This window comes from Metabacillus niabensis (assembly GCF_020524345.1).
Taxonomy (GTDB): domain Bacteria; phylum Bacillota; class Bacilli; order Bacillales; family Bacillaceae; genus Metabacillus; species Metabacillus niabensis_B.
This window is the reverse complement of sequence record NZ_JAIVLH010000015.1, coordinates 48540-63220: the sequence shown is the minus strand read 5'-3', so window position 1 is coordinate 63220 and position 14681 is coordinate 48540. Positions and strand designations below refer to the sequence as shown.

Here is a 14681-nt window from a genome sequence, read left to right as displayed (position 1 = left end):
GAACATGGTATCTTCACCATGTCCTTTTAAAATATTCCTAAAAATTTCTTGCGTCGAACCTCTTGAGGTGGTTGACGATAAATTGTGTTACCTTCAACTACCAGCTCCGCATTTTCCTGAAACATATAGACTAAATCACGTCCAAATTCTTTACCGATCTCATCATAAGCTTCGCGTAATCGGAAAGATCTTCCTGATAGATTATGTGCATCTGAAGCGATAAAATGCGCTTGATTTGATTCAATTAACTGAAGAGAAAACTTCTTTATTTTCTTGCCAAAATGTCCAGTGACACTAGAGGCTGTTACTTGTGTTGCAGCACCTTGTTCAACTAGCTTATATAAAATTGAAGGATTCTCGATAATTTCCGAATTCCGTTCAGGGTGAACGATAATTGGAGAAAGTCCTGCTAGCTGAATATCAAATAATAACTTTTTTGTATATCTCGGAACGTGATTTGACGGAAATTCAATAAAAAGATATTTTGAGTGATTAAGAGTCAAGATCTCACCCTTATCATAATCCTCCAAAAGATCTCCATAAATTCGTGACTCTTGGCCAGGTAATATTTCAATAGGAAGATTGTGTTCCTTAATCGTCTTATTCAACTCTACAACTTTATCTTTAATAGATGAAGCAATATTGTCGTACTTTCCATTTTTATGATGTGGTGTTGCAATAATCTTCGTAATCCCCTCATTCACCGCATGCTTAATCATATTCAACGAAGCATCAAGATCCTGAGCACCATCATCAATTCCGTCGAGAATATGGCAATGGATATCTATCATGTCATTCCCTACCTTTCTACTTAACAGAAAAATATCAATACTCCTATTATCATATAATCAAAGCAGGAAGTCTATATCCAATAACAGGTACATGGGGACAGGTTCCTCGTCCCAGATGCTTACTGCTGTTTTTTCCTACTAAAAGCTTTTTCGCTCTCCACATAACAATCAACACGTATTCTCTCAAAGATTCATCTATCACAAAAAAAGAAAATTTTGCATAACGGTTACTTCAGCTTTTTGTATCGCTTTTATTGACGTAGAGACTTATCTCTTCCTAGAATCCTTCTCTTTTTTAGTTGAACGCAATTTGCTCTGTCGTCACTCATTTCTATAGCTAAATGATATTTAAATCTAAGGTCATGCACGTCACTCCCTAGCCCTCTGAATCACACTCTTCGAAATACCTGTCACTCTTGCAATTTGCCTTAAACTAATGCCATTTACAGCCTTAAGTCTAAATAGGACAGAATCTCGTTCTTCCTTATCCATCTGCTGCAGCATGTTTATATTGGACACACCTATTTCAAAAAGGTAGTTTTTTACTTCATCATCTGTTAACCGTATTCTTACGGTATCTTCCAAACATTGATCATCATTTGGTTTTTCCATATAATCCTTGAACAATAATAGGGCTTGTTTTCTATCTGAAGAGAAAAATTGAAGGGGATAATCTACATCAACAATCGTTGCTTTACGAACGTACTCATGGATGCTTGTCCATTTGCATTCGAAGATAGTAGGAGCTAATCCTGCTTTTAGCGGGTTTTGGTGAATATACCGAAGCACGGTAAGAAAATATTTTATACTATCAACATTTTCGCTTTTAAACCGTTCCTGAAATAAATGGCCACAGCGGTCATATTTCAAATTGTACCAGTAAACATAGCTTGAACTGATTCGCTTTATCACATTTGAGATATTATCTGACTCCTTTATCAATAGATGAATATGATTGTCCATTAAACAATAACTGAAAAGGTGAAAATGATTCATTTCCTTATACCTTTTTAGCACTTCTAAAAACTTCCACCTATCTTGATTATCTTCAAAAATCGTTTGTCGATTGATGCCTCTGAGCATGATATGATAGATGCCGTTTGGACTCTTTTTTCTTGCTATTCTTGGGATAGGGACCACCACACTTTTTTTGAATTATAGATAAAATGAAAGAGAATGGAGACGAAACCAGAGGTGTAATGAGGGGAAATTCACACATAAATTATTCTACTTTTCCCACTTAAATTTCTCAAGAAATTGGAACTGGGACAGGTTACCTGTCCCCCTGTTCCACTATCTGAATGAACGGGTCGACAAAGGCTGGGTCGAATTGCTGGCCTGAGCATTTGCGTAGTTCTTCGATGGCTTCTGCGAAGGTTTTGGTTTTTTGGTAAGGTCGCTCGGTTGTCATGGCATCGAAGGAGTCGATGATGCAGAGAATCCGGGCGAGCTTTGGGATGTTTTCTCCTTTGAGTCCATATGGATAGCCTTTTCCATCGTAGCGTTCGTGGTGAAGCTCGACAAGAGGCAGGAGGTCATCGTATCTTTTTGTCGATGCTAGAATTTCCTTGCCGTACGTAACGTGTTTTTTCATCATTTCCCATTCGTGAACTTGCAGTTTGCCCTTTTTATTAATGATGTCGCGTGGGATTTCTAGTTTTCCAATATCATGGATGAGCGCTCCGAGAATTAACCTTCTTTTTTCCTCTTCACTTAGCGCAAGTTGATCACTAATGTCGACGGCATACCTGAACACTCTTTTACTGTGTTGGTATGTGTAGATATCCTTTGATAGAAAAATCTGCAGCTGCTGTTCTAGACCGTCAATTTCCTCTTTAATTTGAAGTCCCTTATGATTAAAACGACCTTCTTTATAAATTTGGCAGTTATTTTTTCCTTCTGCCTTTGCAAAATAAAGTGCTTTGTCTGCTCTAGCTAATAGCTCTGAAGCGCCGTATGTGCCTTTTTCATACTCTGTAATTCCGGCAGAAAAGGATAGGCACCTTAATGGTAGAATATCAACACCTTTGAAAGGTGTATCATTGTATTCCTTACGTAGTTTGTCCATGAACATTTTTGCTTTTTCCTGGCTTGTTTCAGGCATGATGATGCCGAATTCTTCTCCGCCGTACCGTGCGGCAATGTAAGGGAGCTCCTTTATTTTTTCTGATAAGAAGCTGCCAAAGAATGTTAACAGCTCATCTCCTTGAACATGTCCATTGAAATCGTTGTATTTTTTAAAATCATCTAAGTCAAGCAATGCAATAGAAAACGGACCTTCATAGTCACTTTTTTTAATGAATTCATCAAGCGTTTGTTTAAAATAGCCATGGTTATACAGGCCTGTTAAAAAGTCTTTTTGTGCTCTTGTTTCTTCATTTTTATACAAAGAAAACACTTTCTGAAAGGCGAGTGACAGCGTAATGGATAGAGATATAAATAAGAAAACGCCAAAGATTGGTTGTGCATGAATAACAATCGTCATGACAAGTGATAGCACCAATGTGCATAAATAGCTAATGAATGCTTCTTTTAAATCATCTTTACTTAATAAACTTTGAAAAACTGTCCCAAAAGGCTGTTTCGTTACTAAGAAAAAGTACAGCCACATAATGATCACATTCAGGATAAAATAGACGGTTAACGATATGGTATAAGGCCATAGATTTGTGATGTCTATACTCCCGACTGTTCCGCCTGTGATGATAAACGTATAATAAGTTGTAATGATCATAATTGAATAGTTGGCGAAATTGAACAAATGCTTCCACCATTCAAGTTTAAAACGAATAAGGAAAAAGGCTAAACTACTTAGGATTAGTACATAGAGTGGTACATTTAATCCAAACAAAAAGATACACGCTAAATAAATAGCAGAATCCATTGAGAGAGAATTTCCGGACGGAAGAATAATGTTGAAATGATTCAAGAGGAGAATAGCTCCAATGAGTGTATAAATTAAGACCCAATTTGATAGCTCCTCAACATAAAGAGGCAGATTCAAAAAGAGGAGAATCATGCTGAATAGACAGATGAACGTAATATAGAGATTTTGACGATTAAGTATCATTTTTTTATCACACTCACTACATACTAATTGGAAAAGAGGGAACCACAGATTCCCTCTTTTTATATGATTACCAGAATTTCCACCCTGAAGTTAACGCTACGATAGCTGAACCAATAATAAGTATGTTTAGGATAGCATTTTTTGTTTTATTTTTCATTATATTTTCACCTCCTTCGAATTTCCATTTAATGGCTCCTCCCTTTCCTTTTTACGCAGCATGATTGCTTGAATCGCAAGGAAGCCTCCTATATTCATCACCACATCACCAATGCTAATAATCTGCTCTCTTGGATATGGTGCCTTTAACGGAATAATATCACCTAAAAAGGCAAAAATCGTAGAATCTGTGACAAGCGTATGCTTAGCATATAAGCTGTTTTTTAATGTTTCTAAATAGTAAGGATCTAAGTGTAGGGCAGCCTCTCCAGAAACAGGCATTCTCCCTCCATTTACCGCCATCACGATGAAGTTAAGCAGTACTCCAACAAAAATGAACTTGAAATGGGCATGAAATCGATTAATCCATAAAAAGATCAGTCCAATCACATAGACGCCTATGAAGGAAAACTGACTAATTTCCCCTACCCATTCAATTTTATTTTGAAAATAGAAAATACAAAGCTGAAATAGTAGAAGTGCCGGGAACACCCATCCCATTTTAAATCGAATCTCTCCAAATCCTTTTAAACTACCACCTCGAATAAACCCTATTAAAATGGCAACAAGCAGGCCATCATAAACCATCGTACCTTCACCGACCTTCAAGAAATCCAAATTTTTGACAGAATCTTCTAACAATCTACAATTATTATAATCTATTACATTTCAAACACACTAGTACCTATCTTCTTTTTGAGTCTTTAGACCTAAGAAAAGGTGGGTCGGGGGTGGGTCGGAGGGACAGGTTCCTTGTCCCAATCGAGCAACTCCTGCTGCATTAAATCACAAGCTAAAAGGAGAGAAGTGCGCATAAACACTTCTCTCTTCACCTTCCAGTCCTAGATCGTTGTTTGATTACTACTATTCTCTCTTATAGCGCATGTCTGAATTACCTACAAAACGTAACACCTCAGTCTCAATCACGGTACACTAAATGAAACGAAGCGGGACGAGGTACCTGTCCCCCCGTCCCAACCGGAACGACCCCTGTACCAACCGCAAACACTACATCAGTTCCTTTGTCTGCGTCATAGGCTGTGAAGCTGATGACTTTTTCTCCTGAGTTTAGGAAGAGTTCGATTGAGTGGAGGTCTAGGTAGATTTCTAGTAGTATCTCGTCTTTAGGAGATGCAGATAGTTTTTCTACTTTGATTTCCCCTTGGTTTCCGTAGTCTGATGTGAGAGATAGTGTGTTATTTTCTATGTCTACTTCTACTTTGGTTGATTTTTCCCCACTTTTGTTCAAGTGGATCTCGAAATTTCCGCTTGTGTTCGGGACCCTTACTTGTATATAGCCTGTTGGTTTTCCTTCAAACTTTAACTCCTCACCATTTACTAGTTGAACATATTGATCGGCATTGATAGAAGAGAAGTAGGTGTCTGTTTCAATAAAAGGCTGTTGGATGAGCTGTCCGTCCTTTACGTCCAGCTTTCGCGGCAAGGACATCATTCCGTTAAAGCCGTATTCCTTTGGTGGTGCTGTTTCATGCCAGCGGTGCATCCAGCCGATAAGTAATCGTTCACCCTCCTTGCCCTCTGTTGATTGTGGAGCATAGAAGGTTTGGCCGTAGTCGAGCAGGCCTTTACTTTCCGGTGTAAAGTGTCCTTTTTCAAAATCCATCTGACCGATGACATATGCTGTTTTATTTTGTATTTCTCCTGCGAATTCAGGGTCACATGGCATTTCAGAAAATAACAAGACATCTTTATCATCAATCCGGAACAAATCCGGACATTCTAGTAGCGTGTTTTCTTCAAACTTCGATTGATAAATGGATGAGTGGAATGTCCACTCTAAAAGGTCCTCCGACTTAAACATAATGATTTCGCCGCGTCTTTGAGTGTTTCTTACCGATAGCACACAATAATAAACGCCATCGGCCTCCACAATTTTCGGATCTCTAAAGTCGCAAATAAGGTATCCCTCCGGTAATTGTTTTTCGCCGATCACAGGGTTTAACTGATACTTTTCAAATTGAACCCCATCTTCAGATATTGCCACACATTGGCGCTCCGCAATTTCCGGTTCATCCCTATCAAATCCCATGTTCGGATCAATATGTCCTGTATACATCAGATAAAGCTTTCCATCCTTTTCAATGGCACTGCCTGAAAAACACCCATTTGCGTCATACGCTTTATCATTGGCCATCGCAACAGGCAAATGCTCCCAATCGATGAAGTTTTCAGTTGTAGCATGACCCCAGTGCATGTCATTCCACGTAATGTCATATGGGTAATACTGATAAAACAGATGATATTTCCCTTTGTAATAGACAAATCCATTCGGGTCATTCATCCACCCTATTTCAGGTGAAAAATGATAGGTTGGCCTGCTTTGTACGGTATGTTTATTTGCTTGGATATAGTCATTTGCTTTTTGTAATCGGTTCATTTTGCACCTCACTTATTTAATTCCGCTCTGCATCGAGCCTTCGACAATGTATTTTTGGAAAATGATATAAAGCACAACGATCGGAATCGTGACAATCGTTAACGCAGCCATAATATGGCTTGTGTAAATATTATACGTATCACTGAAAATAGCATTTAATGCAACCTGAATTGGCATAAGGTCGGCATTTGATAACGCCATAACCGGCCATAAGAAATCATTCCAGGATGCCAGGAAGGTTAAAATTCCAACTGTGATATACATATTTAAACTAGAAGGAATTACTATTCTGAAAAAGCAGCCTATTTCACTGAGGCCATCTATTTTTCCAGATTCAATCAGTTCACCCGGGAATGATAAAAAATGCTGTCTGAATAAGAATATATTCATCACATTAATGATAAATGGCATTAAATATCCCGGCACTGTATTAATTAAGCCCATTTCATTCACAACTAAAAATAAAGGTAAAATCGTTGCTTCAATTGGAACGATCATCAATGCGATAATAAAAATGAGAATCCAGTCCTTGAATGGAAATTGGAATCGTGCCAACGCATAGCCTGCCAGAGAGTTAATGGTTAGTCCAAACACAACCGTAATTGAAGCATAAATCAAACTATTACCGACATTTTGAAAAATATTATAAAAGCCCAGCAGCTCTGTATACGATTTTAATGAAAGATCAGAGAACCGCGGGATGATTGCATAAATCGAACCAATATCCCGGTAGATCACTTCATCAATTTTAAAAGAAGATAAAATCATCCAAAAAAGAGGAACTAAAAACTGTAACGCCACAACTGATGCCAATAAATAAAACAGTGATTTTTTTACGATTTTCATGCCGCCCGCTCCTCTCTAAATAGCTTTTTAATTACAATCGACACCACCACTAAGAAAACGGTGAATGCCAACGTAATCGCACTTGCATATCCAATGTTTCGGTGTCTAAATCCGTATTCATAGATATATTGTAAAATGGTCATCGTAGAGTAATCCGGTCCTCCGCCTGTCATCACCATCGGTTGAACGATGAGCTTAAACGCCTGAATCGTAGTGGTAATCACTAAAAACATCAGAATTGGTTTTAATGAAGGAATGGTAATGAATAAAAACTTTTGAAAAGCATTTGCCCCATCAATGTCTGCTGCTTCATATAAACTACCGTCAATATTTTTTAAGCCTGCCAGGAAAATCATCATTTGATACCCGCAACCGGACCAGGCAGAAATCGCTACAATTGTGTACATCGCTTGATCAGCGCTTGATAAAAACGGCTGCTTCGGCAGTCCGATATTTGCTAAAATTTCATTGATTAACCCTGAAGTCGGGTTTAACATAACCGTCCATAGAATGGAAATGACGACAAGAGACAATACTGCCGGTGAAAAGTACGCGGTTCTAAAAAAGCCGACACCTTTGATCTTCTTATTGACTATTAATGCCAAGCCAAGTGCCATCGCTAACTGAAGAGGTACAACAAACACAACAAACTTGATCGTGTTCAAAAAGCTTTGAATGAGCACTTCATCTGTCAGCATTCGTTTGAAATTTTCCATGCCGATAAATTGTTTATCATTCGGTTTTAATAAATAGTAATCTGTAAATCCATACGTAAAAGCTAGAATAATAGGTAAAACGATAAATAAAATAGCAAGTACCATTGCCGGTGTTAAAAATCCATAGGCTGAGACAACTTCACCTTTTTTATAATGCTCACTGTTTCGGTAATGTTCAGTTGTATTTCTTACTTTCACAAAGTTTTTTACCGTTTTCATCATTTCACACCCTTTTCACTTGGCTTGTCAGCATAAGCCACGTTTATAAGAAGAGGCGAGGTCATTACCTCACCTCTTTCTTAAGCCCGTTATTTTTGATATTTCTCAAACTCTAAATCAATCTTTTTCACGGCATCATCTAAATATTGCTTGATTGTCGCTTCATCTGTTGCCTTATTTTGACCGATTTTCAAGATCACATCTTTTGCAAATGTTTCTGAAAGGTAAGGATACCCTGGTGAAACAGGACGGGATTTATTTGTGTTTTCAACCTGGTATTTCAATACTGACCATGCTTCGTTATGATATGGATTGTCTGTATTTGTATCAATCACATCGATTGCATTTATGCGAGCTGGAATTGATCCATTCGCATGGTAATATTCCTCAGATGCTTCATCATTGTTTAACCATTCCATTACTTCAACTACCTGCTTAATGCGTTCTTCGTCTTCCTCTTGTCCATTGCGCACAAACGCCCAGCTTCCTGATGGCGTGTATAAACCATCATAGTTTTCATTCATTTTTGGATAACGAAGAGTTTTAAACTTTAAGTTTGGATAGTTGCTTGTTAATTCACTCACATACCAGAAACCGCTTACAGATAAAGCTGTTTTACCAGAATGAAATGCTTTTTCTGACTCAGTTGCACTTGCAAGCTGCGGATCTGCAAATAATTGGGCATATTTTGTTAATGCTTCAACACTTTTATCACTGTTTAATACACCGTCTACTGTGACTCCATCTTCACCAACTATGTTTGTGTCATTTCCCCAAAGAAGCGGTGTGAAATAGTATGTGCCTGTTTCATAAGCACCTGCTGTAATATCGGGCAATAGTAAGCTGACTGCACTTTCATACCCTTCAAATGCCGGATCATTTGATGTTTTTGCAAACTCATCTACATTTCTAGCAAGTTCAACAAATTGATCCCATGTCCAATCTTGATCCGATGCCGGAATTAGTGCTTTGACATCTTCAGGTAATGCATTGATCATATCTTCGTTATACATAATCGCTACACCTGAATCAGAATAGCCCATCCCATAGAACTTTCCATCAACTGTTCCTTGATCAATAATCGCTTCTGTAAAGCCTTCTTTGAAGCCTTCACTCATATAACCGTCAAGCTCACCAAGTAGACCGGAATCTACATATGCGGCAATATCTGGTCCATCCAGTGTGAAAATGTCCGGCATATCGTTTGCGGTAATGGCTGCGTTTAATTTATCTATGTAGCCGGATCCCGCACCTGCACGTGTGATATTTTGAATTTCAACTTGAGGCTTGTCAGGATGTTCTTCGTTATAGCGCTTTACTCGATCTGCAAACATCTTTCCTTCCGGATGATCGGCTGCAGCTTGTGTCCAAATCACAATTTTGTCATCCTTGCTACTTGCACCATTTGAGCTGCACGCAACTAACGAAAGAGATAAAACTAAGATTGATACGAACAACATTAATTTTTTCATACTTTCATAGACCCCCTAGTCTGAATAATTGGTGAAAACGTATTCACGCTTTCTGGTTTTTATGTTACGATAGGCATAAATAAATGTCAACACATATTTTTAAAGCGTTTCTATTGTTTAGTCATCATACAAAGATGGTTGAAATATTGTGATATAATAGGTGTATACAAGCAATGTAATCGTTTAAACGAGAATAATTATAGGTTAATATAAGAATACGTATTCAAACGGAGGAGCCATTATGAGTAAGCTTACGATGAAAGAAATCGCCAAACTTGCAAACGTTTCCCAATCAACTGTATCACGGGTGATAAATGGAAATAACGGAGTAAATGAAGATGCCGCAAAACGAGTTCTTCAGGTCATTGAGGAAGTTGGTTATGTACCAAATAAAGCCGCCCAAACCCTTAAAAAGAGTCAATCTAAAATTATCGGGGTATGTTTAACTGAAACGTATAACCCTTATTTTGTGGAATTAATCGACGCACTTGAATCTGAGGCCCGTAAGAACGGCTACAGTATTCTGCTGCACAATTCTAAGCATAATCCGATCACAGAATGGGAAAGTATCCAGAACTTTATCGCCCGTCAGGTAGATGGAATGATCCTTGTCCCTACTGGAGAATACAATATTCAGCGGATTAGCAAACTGGCCATCCCATCTGTCGTCATGACCCAAAACCGTAAGCCTCTTGATAGTGTAGGCCTTGACCATGTAAAAGCCGGAAAGATTGTCGGAGAAAAATTCATTCATGGTGGTCATAAAACCTTTGGATTTATGGGAACCATACCTGACGATAAATTCCTCGGCTATAAAAGCGCATTATACGAAAACGGATTTGAATTCAAACAGCAAAACTATATTCAGCTTCAAGAAACCTCAACCAATAACTTCTTAATGAGGCAGGATATAGAAACCTATTTAAACTCTGCTGCATCTCTTGATTTCACTTGCCTTTTTACAGCAAACGATATTATGGCACTTGAATTTATGAAAGCAGCAAAAGAAAGAAATATCGAAATACCAGAGGATATCAGTGTGATCGGATTTGATGATACCTACCTCGCAAAAATCATGGGAATCTCAAGTATTCATCAACCAATCGAAGAAATAGTAAAAACAACCATCGAACTATTACTAAACCGCATGGAAGATGAAGTCTCAGCCGAATCCGTCCAAATTAAACTCGAACCATCATTAATCGAGCGGGGAAGTTCTTGAGCGGATCGCGGGTTCCGGGGTGCGCCGTGGGTCGCGGGTGGGTCGCGGGGACAGGTTCCTTGTCCCACTTATCGTGTATAACCGATTCCACTACACTAAAAGAGCCGTAAAAAGCATCTTACGGCTCTCACACTCCCCCTAACCTTTCACCCTCTGTTTCTCCAATCTCATCATCCGCGGACCCTCAAAATATATCATCCTCACAACCTTATAATTGACAAACAGCACCGTTTTTTGCCAAAAAGGAACACTCCCTGTATACCGGTCAAAACACGCGACCAATACAACAGCCAACAAGGCTGTCTGCGGTGACACAAGCGGATGATCAAAAATTCCTGTGAAAAATAAAACCGGAAGTGATAACAGAAAAAAATTGAGCAATTCCTTATTTTTCGCATGCACAAATAACATACAACAAACCTTAAACATTAAGGTCATAACAAGTAATAGAAAAGCCAGTCCACCAATTGTGCCATACTCTGCAAACAAACCTAAAACCATATTATGAGCATGTGGTTCCGGTTGAGTAAATTGATCATAAGCATGACGGTACCCTAATGGAGTTGTTCCAAAGAAAGGATACTTCTCCCAAATTCTAATACTCGTCATCCAAATCTCTTTTCTTTCAAGAATTGCTTCATTAAGTACATCAAACCTCGGTATGACATCAAGGATTTGTTTATGGAAAAGAATGAAAAGGGCGGCAGCCACCATTCCGATTTTTGCTGAATACCTTAACATAAATATAACCAGTACAAGAAACATCACACCAATCCCCGCACGTGAACCTGTTTGAAAAATGCCAAACATCATAATAGCCACGAATACATAATTCCATATGACGATCCGTTTACATTGCTGCCTTTTTAATTGTTCTGCTAACAAAAAAGAAAGAATAAGCAATAACAGGAAACTAGCAAAATTCGGGTTATATGCCGTTCCAAACAATCTGCCATCAGAATCAGGTGAAGGACCAAGGAAGATCGTACCAGTCAACCCTCCAATTAGCATGTCTGTTACTTGAACGTTTTTCAATACACTCCCTGACGCGACCAAAAACACACCACCAACAATCATGATCCACTTAAAACGCCGAATAAGAGTCATTGTTACACATTCTCTTATATATAAGTAAAGCCCTAAATACCCTAAAATCATCGCAAAAATCAGCATGTAACCTTCTTTATCTTCTGAAAAAGTTGCCCCCAATGTTGCTAATGCCAAGCAAATAAAAAAGAAAGTGGTTGTATTAAGATAGAATGGAACCTTTAAATCAACTGTATTTTTCAAATGAATCCATCCGATAAACATCAGCCATAAAATTCCCACTGGAGGCAATACAAAACAAAATAGAACCCCTATTTCAAGTTGATGCCTTTTTAGAAATTCTTTGTTTATAACCCTCTTTAAATTTGTCATAAACTCTCCCTTTTTTCTTGCGGATTTCAAAAATACTAGTGTTATATATAAGAAGGACACTATTTTTTTATACGAAAGATCTAAAAATCACACAGTAAATTAACATTGGATTTACACTGCAATTAGATTTTTACAATTCCTGAATTTAGGTGAATAGTAGATCATTCATAAGTGCTTTTTTACAAAGTTAGTCCAAATTCACCAAATTCGTTAAAATATTATGTAAATCGACAAATTCCAACGTTATTCTTCTACATGATCATATAGACTAGAGGGGTAACTTTATTTAAGGAGAATTAATCATGATATATGAAACATCGATCATAAAAGGGATTTTCCGTCCGCAGGTAAGCCTTTATCAACTGCAAAAGGCCGAGACAGCAGGAGGCATTGGCTGGAGAATATTCCTTCTCTATCTATTCAGTTTACTTATATTTGCAGCTGGTGTTTATTTTGGCATCGGCACTGAAACATACTCAGGAGCAATCATGGACTTTTCCAGAGAGGAATTTGAGGTTGGGAAGGTATTTATTTTATTAGGAAAACTAGTTTCTAGTTTACTTTATACGACTCTACTCCTTTGGTTTCCAGCCTTTGTTTATTGGATCGTACTTGATGTTTCCTATAAAAAGGCTTTGATTGTTCAACTATTTGCTTTATCTATTCATTTAGTTGAAAAGGCGGTCACCTATCCTGTACTTATGTTTTATCATTTAAGCCAGGCAAGCAATCCCTTCTCACTAGGGGTCATTGCTCAGCAATTGATCGACCACGAATATTGGGTTCACTTTTTTAGTTCCATCACCCTTTTTCAAATTTTAGCTATCTCTGTTCTTTATGTTTATTTATCACGACTTACTGAAAAACATAATTTATTGACTCTTTTCATCATCGTTCTGTTTTACATATTAAGCTGGCTCTTACACGCATTTATGGCGTATCTTGAGGTACCTGTATTAGTAAGGATGTGGTTTGGTTGAAAAAATGGTTTATTTTCTCGCTTATCTTTTTTTGTATAAGTTTTATTACATTAAATGCCTATTTGATCTGGAAAAAAGATAGTAAAGCAGAGCACACCGTATATGTCCATGATTGGAAAAGAGTTCAGGAGCGCAATATCATTAAAACACTTGATACAAAGGGAATTCTGATGCCACAGGAGGAATATAACGTTTATTTTGATGAGAAAGATAAAGAGTTCCTGCGTTTTCTTGTTAAGGAAGGCGACGAAGTAACAGCCGGTACTCCGCTAATTGAATATGCAACACCTGAGCTTGATCAGGTAAGAGATACGTTGGAGAGTGATATTAGCCAGGCAGAAGGAGAGCTGAGCAGTATTGACGAATACATCGCAAAGCTATTAGACTATCAGGCTTCTATTTCTTCTTCTGACACCAGCTATGCATACGAGTACGATTCGGTGTTTGCCTTTGAAGATGACTTTCGTTTTACGGAAGATATTCCCGACACGGATGACACGTCTACGTCTAATGATGTGATTATCAGTCAAATCGAACAGGAAATCTATAAGCAGGAGCTTGAAAAAAGCAAGCTTGAAGATAAAATTTTCAACTATGAAACCCAAATTAGTTTGATTAACGAGAAAAGTGATTCCGCTATGATCATTAGTGAAGGCGACGGGATTGTGAAAGACGTAAACGATCAGCTCGGAAACCCTGTTGTGACGATTGCCTCCACTTCATTATCCATCAAAGGCACTTTAACTGAGGAACAACTGAAAAAGGTAAAGGTTGATATGCCCTTTAACGCGACAGTTTCAGGAGAAAAAGGAAAGCTAGAAGGAACGATATTTGAAATAAGTTCTTTTCCTGAAAATGAACCGGAGATAGATAAAAAGAATGTCTATCCATATGAAGCCTTACTGTCAGAACAAGCAGAGGCACTTCCAATCGGTACCACAGCCGACGTAAAAGTCACACTGGATCAAGCATTAAAAGTTCCGGCAGTTCCAAGTAAGGCTATTGTAAAGCAACCGCATGGTGAAAAAACGTTTCTTTATTTCTTAGATAAAAATGGGCTGGTGAATAGAAAAGAAGTTACAACCGGACTTCGCTCAGGAGATTTACAGGAGATAAAGGAAGGAACAGAAATTGGACAAGTAGTCATGACATCAGATCAATCACATAATAAAAGCAAGTTTGCCACAACCATGCAGCCGACATACCTAAAAAAGAACGCATTTAAAAACCTTTCATCCAAAGAAAAGTGGGAATCGTTTCTCATTGGAGTTGCGGAGAGGTAAAGTGGAACGGAGGGACAGGTCCATCGTCCCCATCCAACTAATTGAAGGTACATTTACAATTTCACCCATATCCTCTATACAAAGACCGGGACAAGGGACCTGTCCCCTT

General features: G+C 38.2%; 12 protein-coding genes. 3 read left to right on the top strand and 9 right to left on the bottom strand.

Going from position 1 to position 14681, the window contains the following annotated elements; genetic code table 11:
* Nucleotides 1-26: 26 nt before the first annotated feature.
* From LC095_RS16790 to LC095_RS16755, 8 genes are all read right to left on the bottom strand, one after another.
* Nucleotides 27-791, bottom strand: coding sequence for a tyrosine-protein phosphatase (locus LC095_RS16790; protein WP_226529228.1), 765 nt, complete (start codon nt 789-791; stop codon nt 27-29).
* Nucleotides 792-1160: 369 nt separating this feature from the next.
* Complete coding sequence (locus LC095_RS16785; RefSeq protein WP_413467507.1) at nt 1161-1931, bottom strand: transposase; 771 nt, start codon at nt 1929-1931, stop codon at nt 1161-1163.
* A 133-nt stretch (nt 1932-2064) separates the two neighbouring features.
* On the bottom strand, nt 2065-3861 hold the full coding sequence (locus LC095_RS16780; protein ID WP_226529227.1) for an HD domain-containing phosphohydrolase: 1797 nt from the start codon (nt 3859-3861) through the stop codon (nt 2065-2067).
* A 156-nt stretch (nt 3862-4017) separates the two neighbouring features.
* Nucleotides 4018-4605, bottom strand: a complete 588-nt coding sequence (locus LC095_RS16775; RefSeq protein ID WP_394187091.1) for a DUF5317 domain-containing protein — start codon at nt 4603-4605, stop codon at nt 4018-4020.
* Between the two features lie 331 nt (nt 4606-4936).
* On the bottom strand, nt 4937-6415 hold the full coding sequence (locus tag LC095_RS16770) for a glycoside hydrolase family 32 protein (protein ID WP_226529225.1): 1479 nt from the start codon (nt 6413-6415) through the stop codon (nt 4937-4939).
* A gap of 12 nt (nt 6416-6427) precedes the next feature.
* Nucleotides 6428-7261: a carbohydrate ABC transporter permease gene (locus LC095_RS16765; RefSeq protein ID WP_216775262.1), complete on the bottom strand. Its 834-nt coding sequence runs from the start codon at nt 7259-7261 to the stop codon at nt 6428-6430.
* Nucleotides 7258-8196, bottom strand: a complete 939-nt coding sequence (locus LC095_RS16760) for a carbohydrate ABC transporter permease (RefSeq protein WP_084043029.1) — start codon at nt 8194-8196, stop codon at nt 7258-7260. Before LC095_RS16760 ends, LC095_RS16765 begins: the two co-directional genes overlap by 4 nt.
* A gap of 89 nt (nt 8197-8285) precedes the next feature.
* Nucleotides 8286-9668, bottom strand: a complete 1383-nt coding sequence (locus LC095_RS16755) for an ABC transporter substrate-binding protein (protein WP_226529224.1) — start codon at nt 9666-9668, stop codon at nt 8286-8288.
* A gap of 241 nt (nt 9669-9909) precedes the next feature.
* Between LC095_RS16755 and LC095_RS16750 the strand changes: the two genes are divergently transcribed.
* Entirely contained in the window at nt 9910-10890 is a 981-nt protein-coding gene (locus LC095_RS16750; protein WP_226529223.1) for a LacI family DNA-binding transcriptional regulator, read from the top strand.
* Nucleotides 10891-11028: 138 nt separating this feature from the next.
* Here the strand turns inward: LC095_RS16750 and LC095_RS16745 are convergent, their stop codons facing one another.
* Nucleotides 11029-12309 carry an O-antigen ligase family protein gene (locus tag LC095_RS16745; protein ID WP_226529222.1) on the bottom strand — a complete coding sequence of 427 codons (1281 nt, stop codon included), beginning with the start codon at nt 12307-12309 and terminating at the stop codon, nt 11029-11031.
* 302 nt (nt 12310-12611) lie between these two features.
* On the opposite strand from LC095_RS16745, the gene LC095_RS16740 reads away from it, so the two are divergent.
* Entirely contained in the window at nt 12612-13289 is a 678-nt protein-coding gene (locus LC095_RS16740) for a hypothetical protein (RefSeq protein WP_226529221.1), read from the top strand.
* The gene (locus LC095_RS16735) at nt 13286-14572 is read left to right on the top strand and encodes an efflux RND transporter periplasmic adaptor subunit (protein ID WP_226529220.1); all 1287 of its coding nucleotides are present in this window, start codon (nt 13286-13288) and stop codon (nt 14570-14572) included. The genes LC095_RS16740 and LC095_RS16735 overlap by 4 nt, the downstream gene beginning before the upstream one ends.
* Nucleotides 14573-14681: the final 109 nt, after the last annotated feature.

Bases quoted from the DNA above. Each gene is read 5' to 3' on its own strand.
- LC095_RS16790 (WP_226529228.1), bottom strand. From the start codon at position 791: ATGATAGATATCCATTGCCATATTCTCGACGGAATTGATGATGGTGCT.
- LC095_RS16780 (WP_226529227.1), bottom strand. From the start codon at position 3,861: ATGATACTTAATCGTCAAAATCTCTATATTACGTTCATCTGTCTATTC.
- LC095_RS16775 (WP_394187091.1), bottom strand. From the start codon at position 4,605: ATGGTTTATGATGGCCTGCTTGTTGCCATTTTAATAGGGTTTATTCGA.
- LC095_RS16770 (WP_226529225.1), bottom strand. From the start codon at position 6,415: ATGAACCGATTACAAAAAGCAAATGACTATATCCAAGCAAATAAACAT.
- LC095_RS16765 (WP_216775262.1), bottom strand. From the start codon at position 7,261: ATGAAAATCGTAAAAAAATCACTGTTTTATTTATTGGCATCAGTTGTG.
- LC095_RS16760 (WP_084043029.1), bottom strand. From the start codon at position 8,196: ATGAAAACGGTAAAAAACTTTGTGAAAGTAAGAAATACAACTGAACAT.
- LC095_RS16755 (WP_226529224.1), bottom strand. From the start codon at position 9,668: ATGAAAAAATTAATGTTGTTCGTATCAATCTTAGTTTTATCTCTTTCG.
- LC095_RS16750 (WP_226529223.1), top strand. From the start codon at position 9,910: ATGAGTAAGCTTACGATGAAAGAAATCGCCAAACTTGCAAACGTTTCC.
- LC095_RS16745 (WP_226529222.1), bottom strand. From the start codon at position 12,309: ATGACAAATTTAAAGAGGGTTATAAACAAAGAATTTCTAAAAAGGCAT.
- LC095_RS16740 (WP_226529221.1), top strand. From the start codon at position 12,612: ATGATATATGAAACATCGATCATAAAAGGGATTTTCCGTCCGCAGGTA.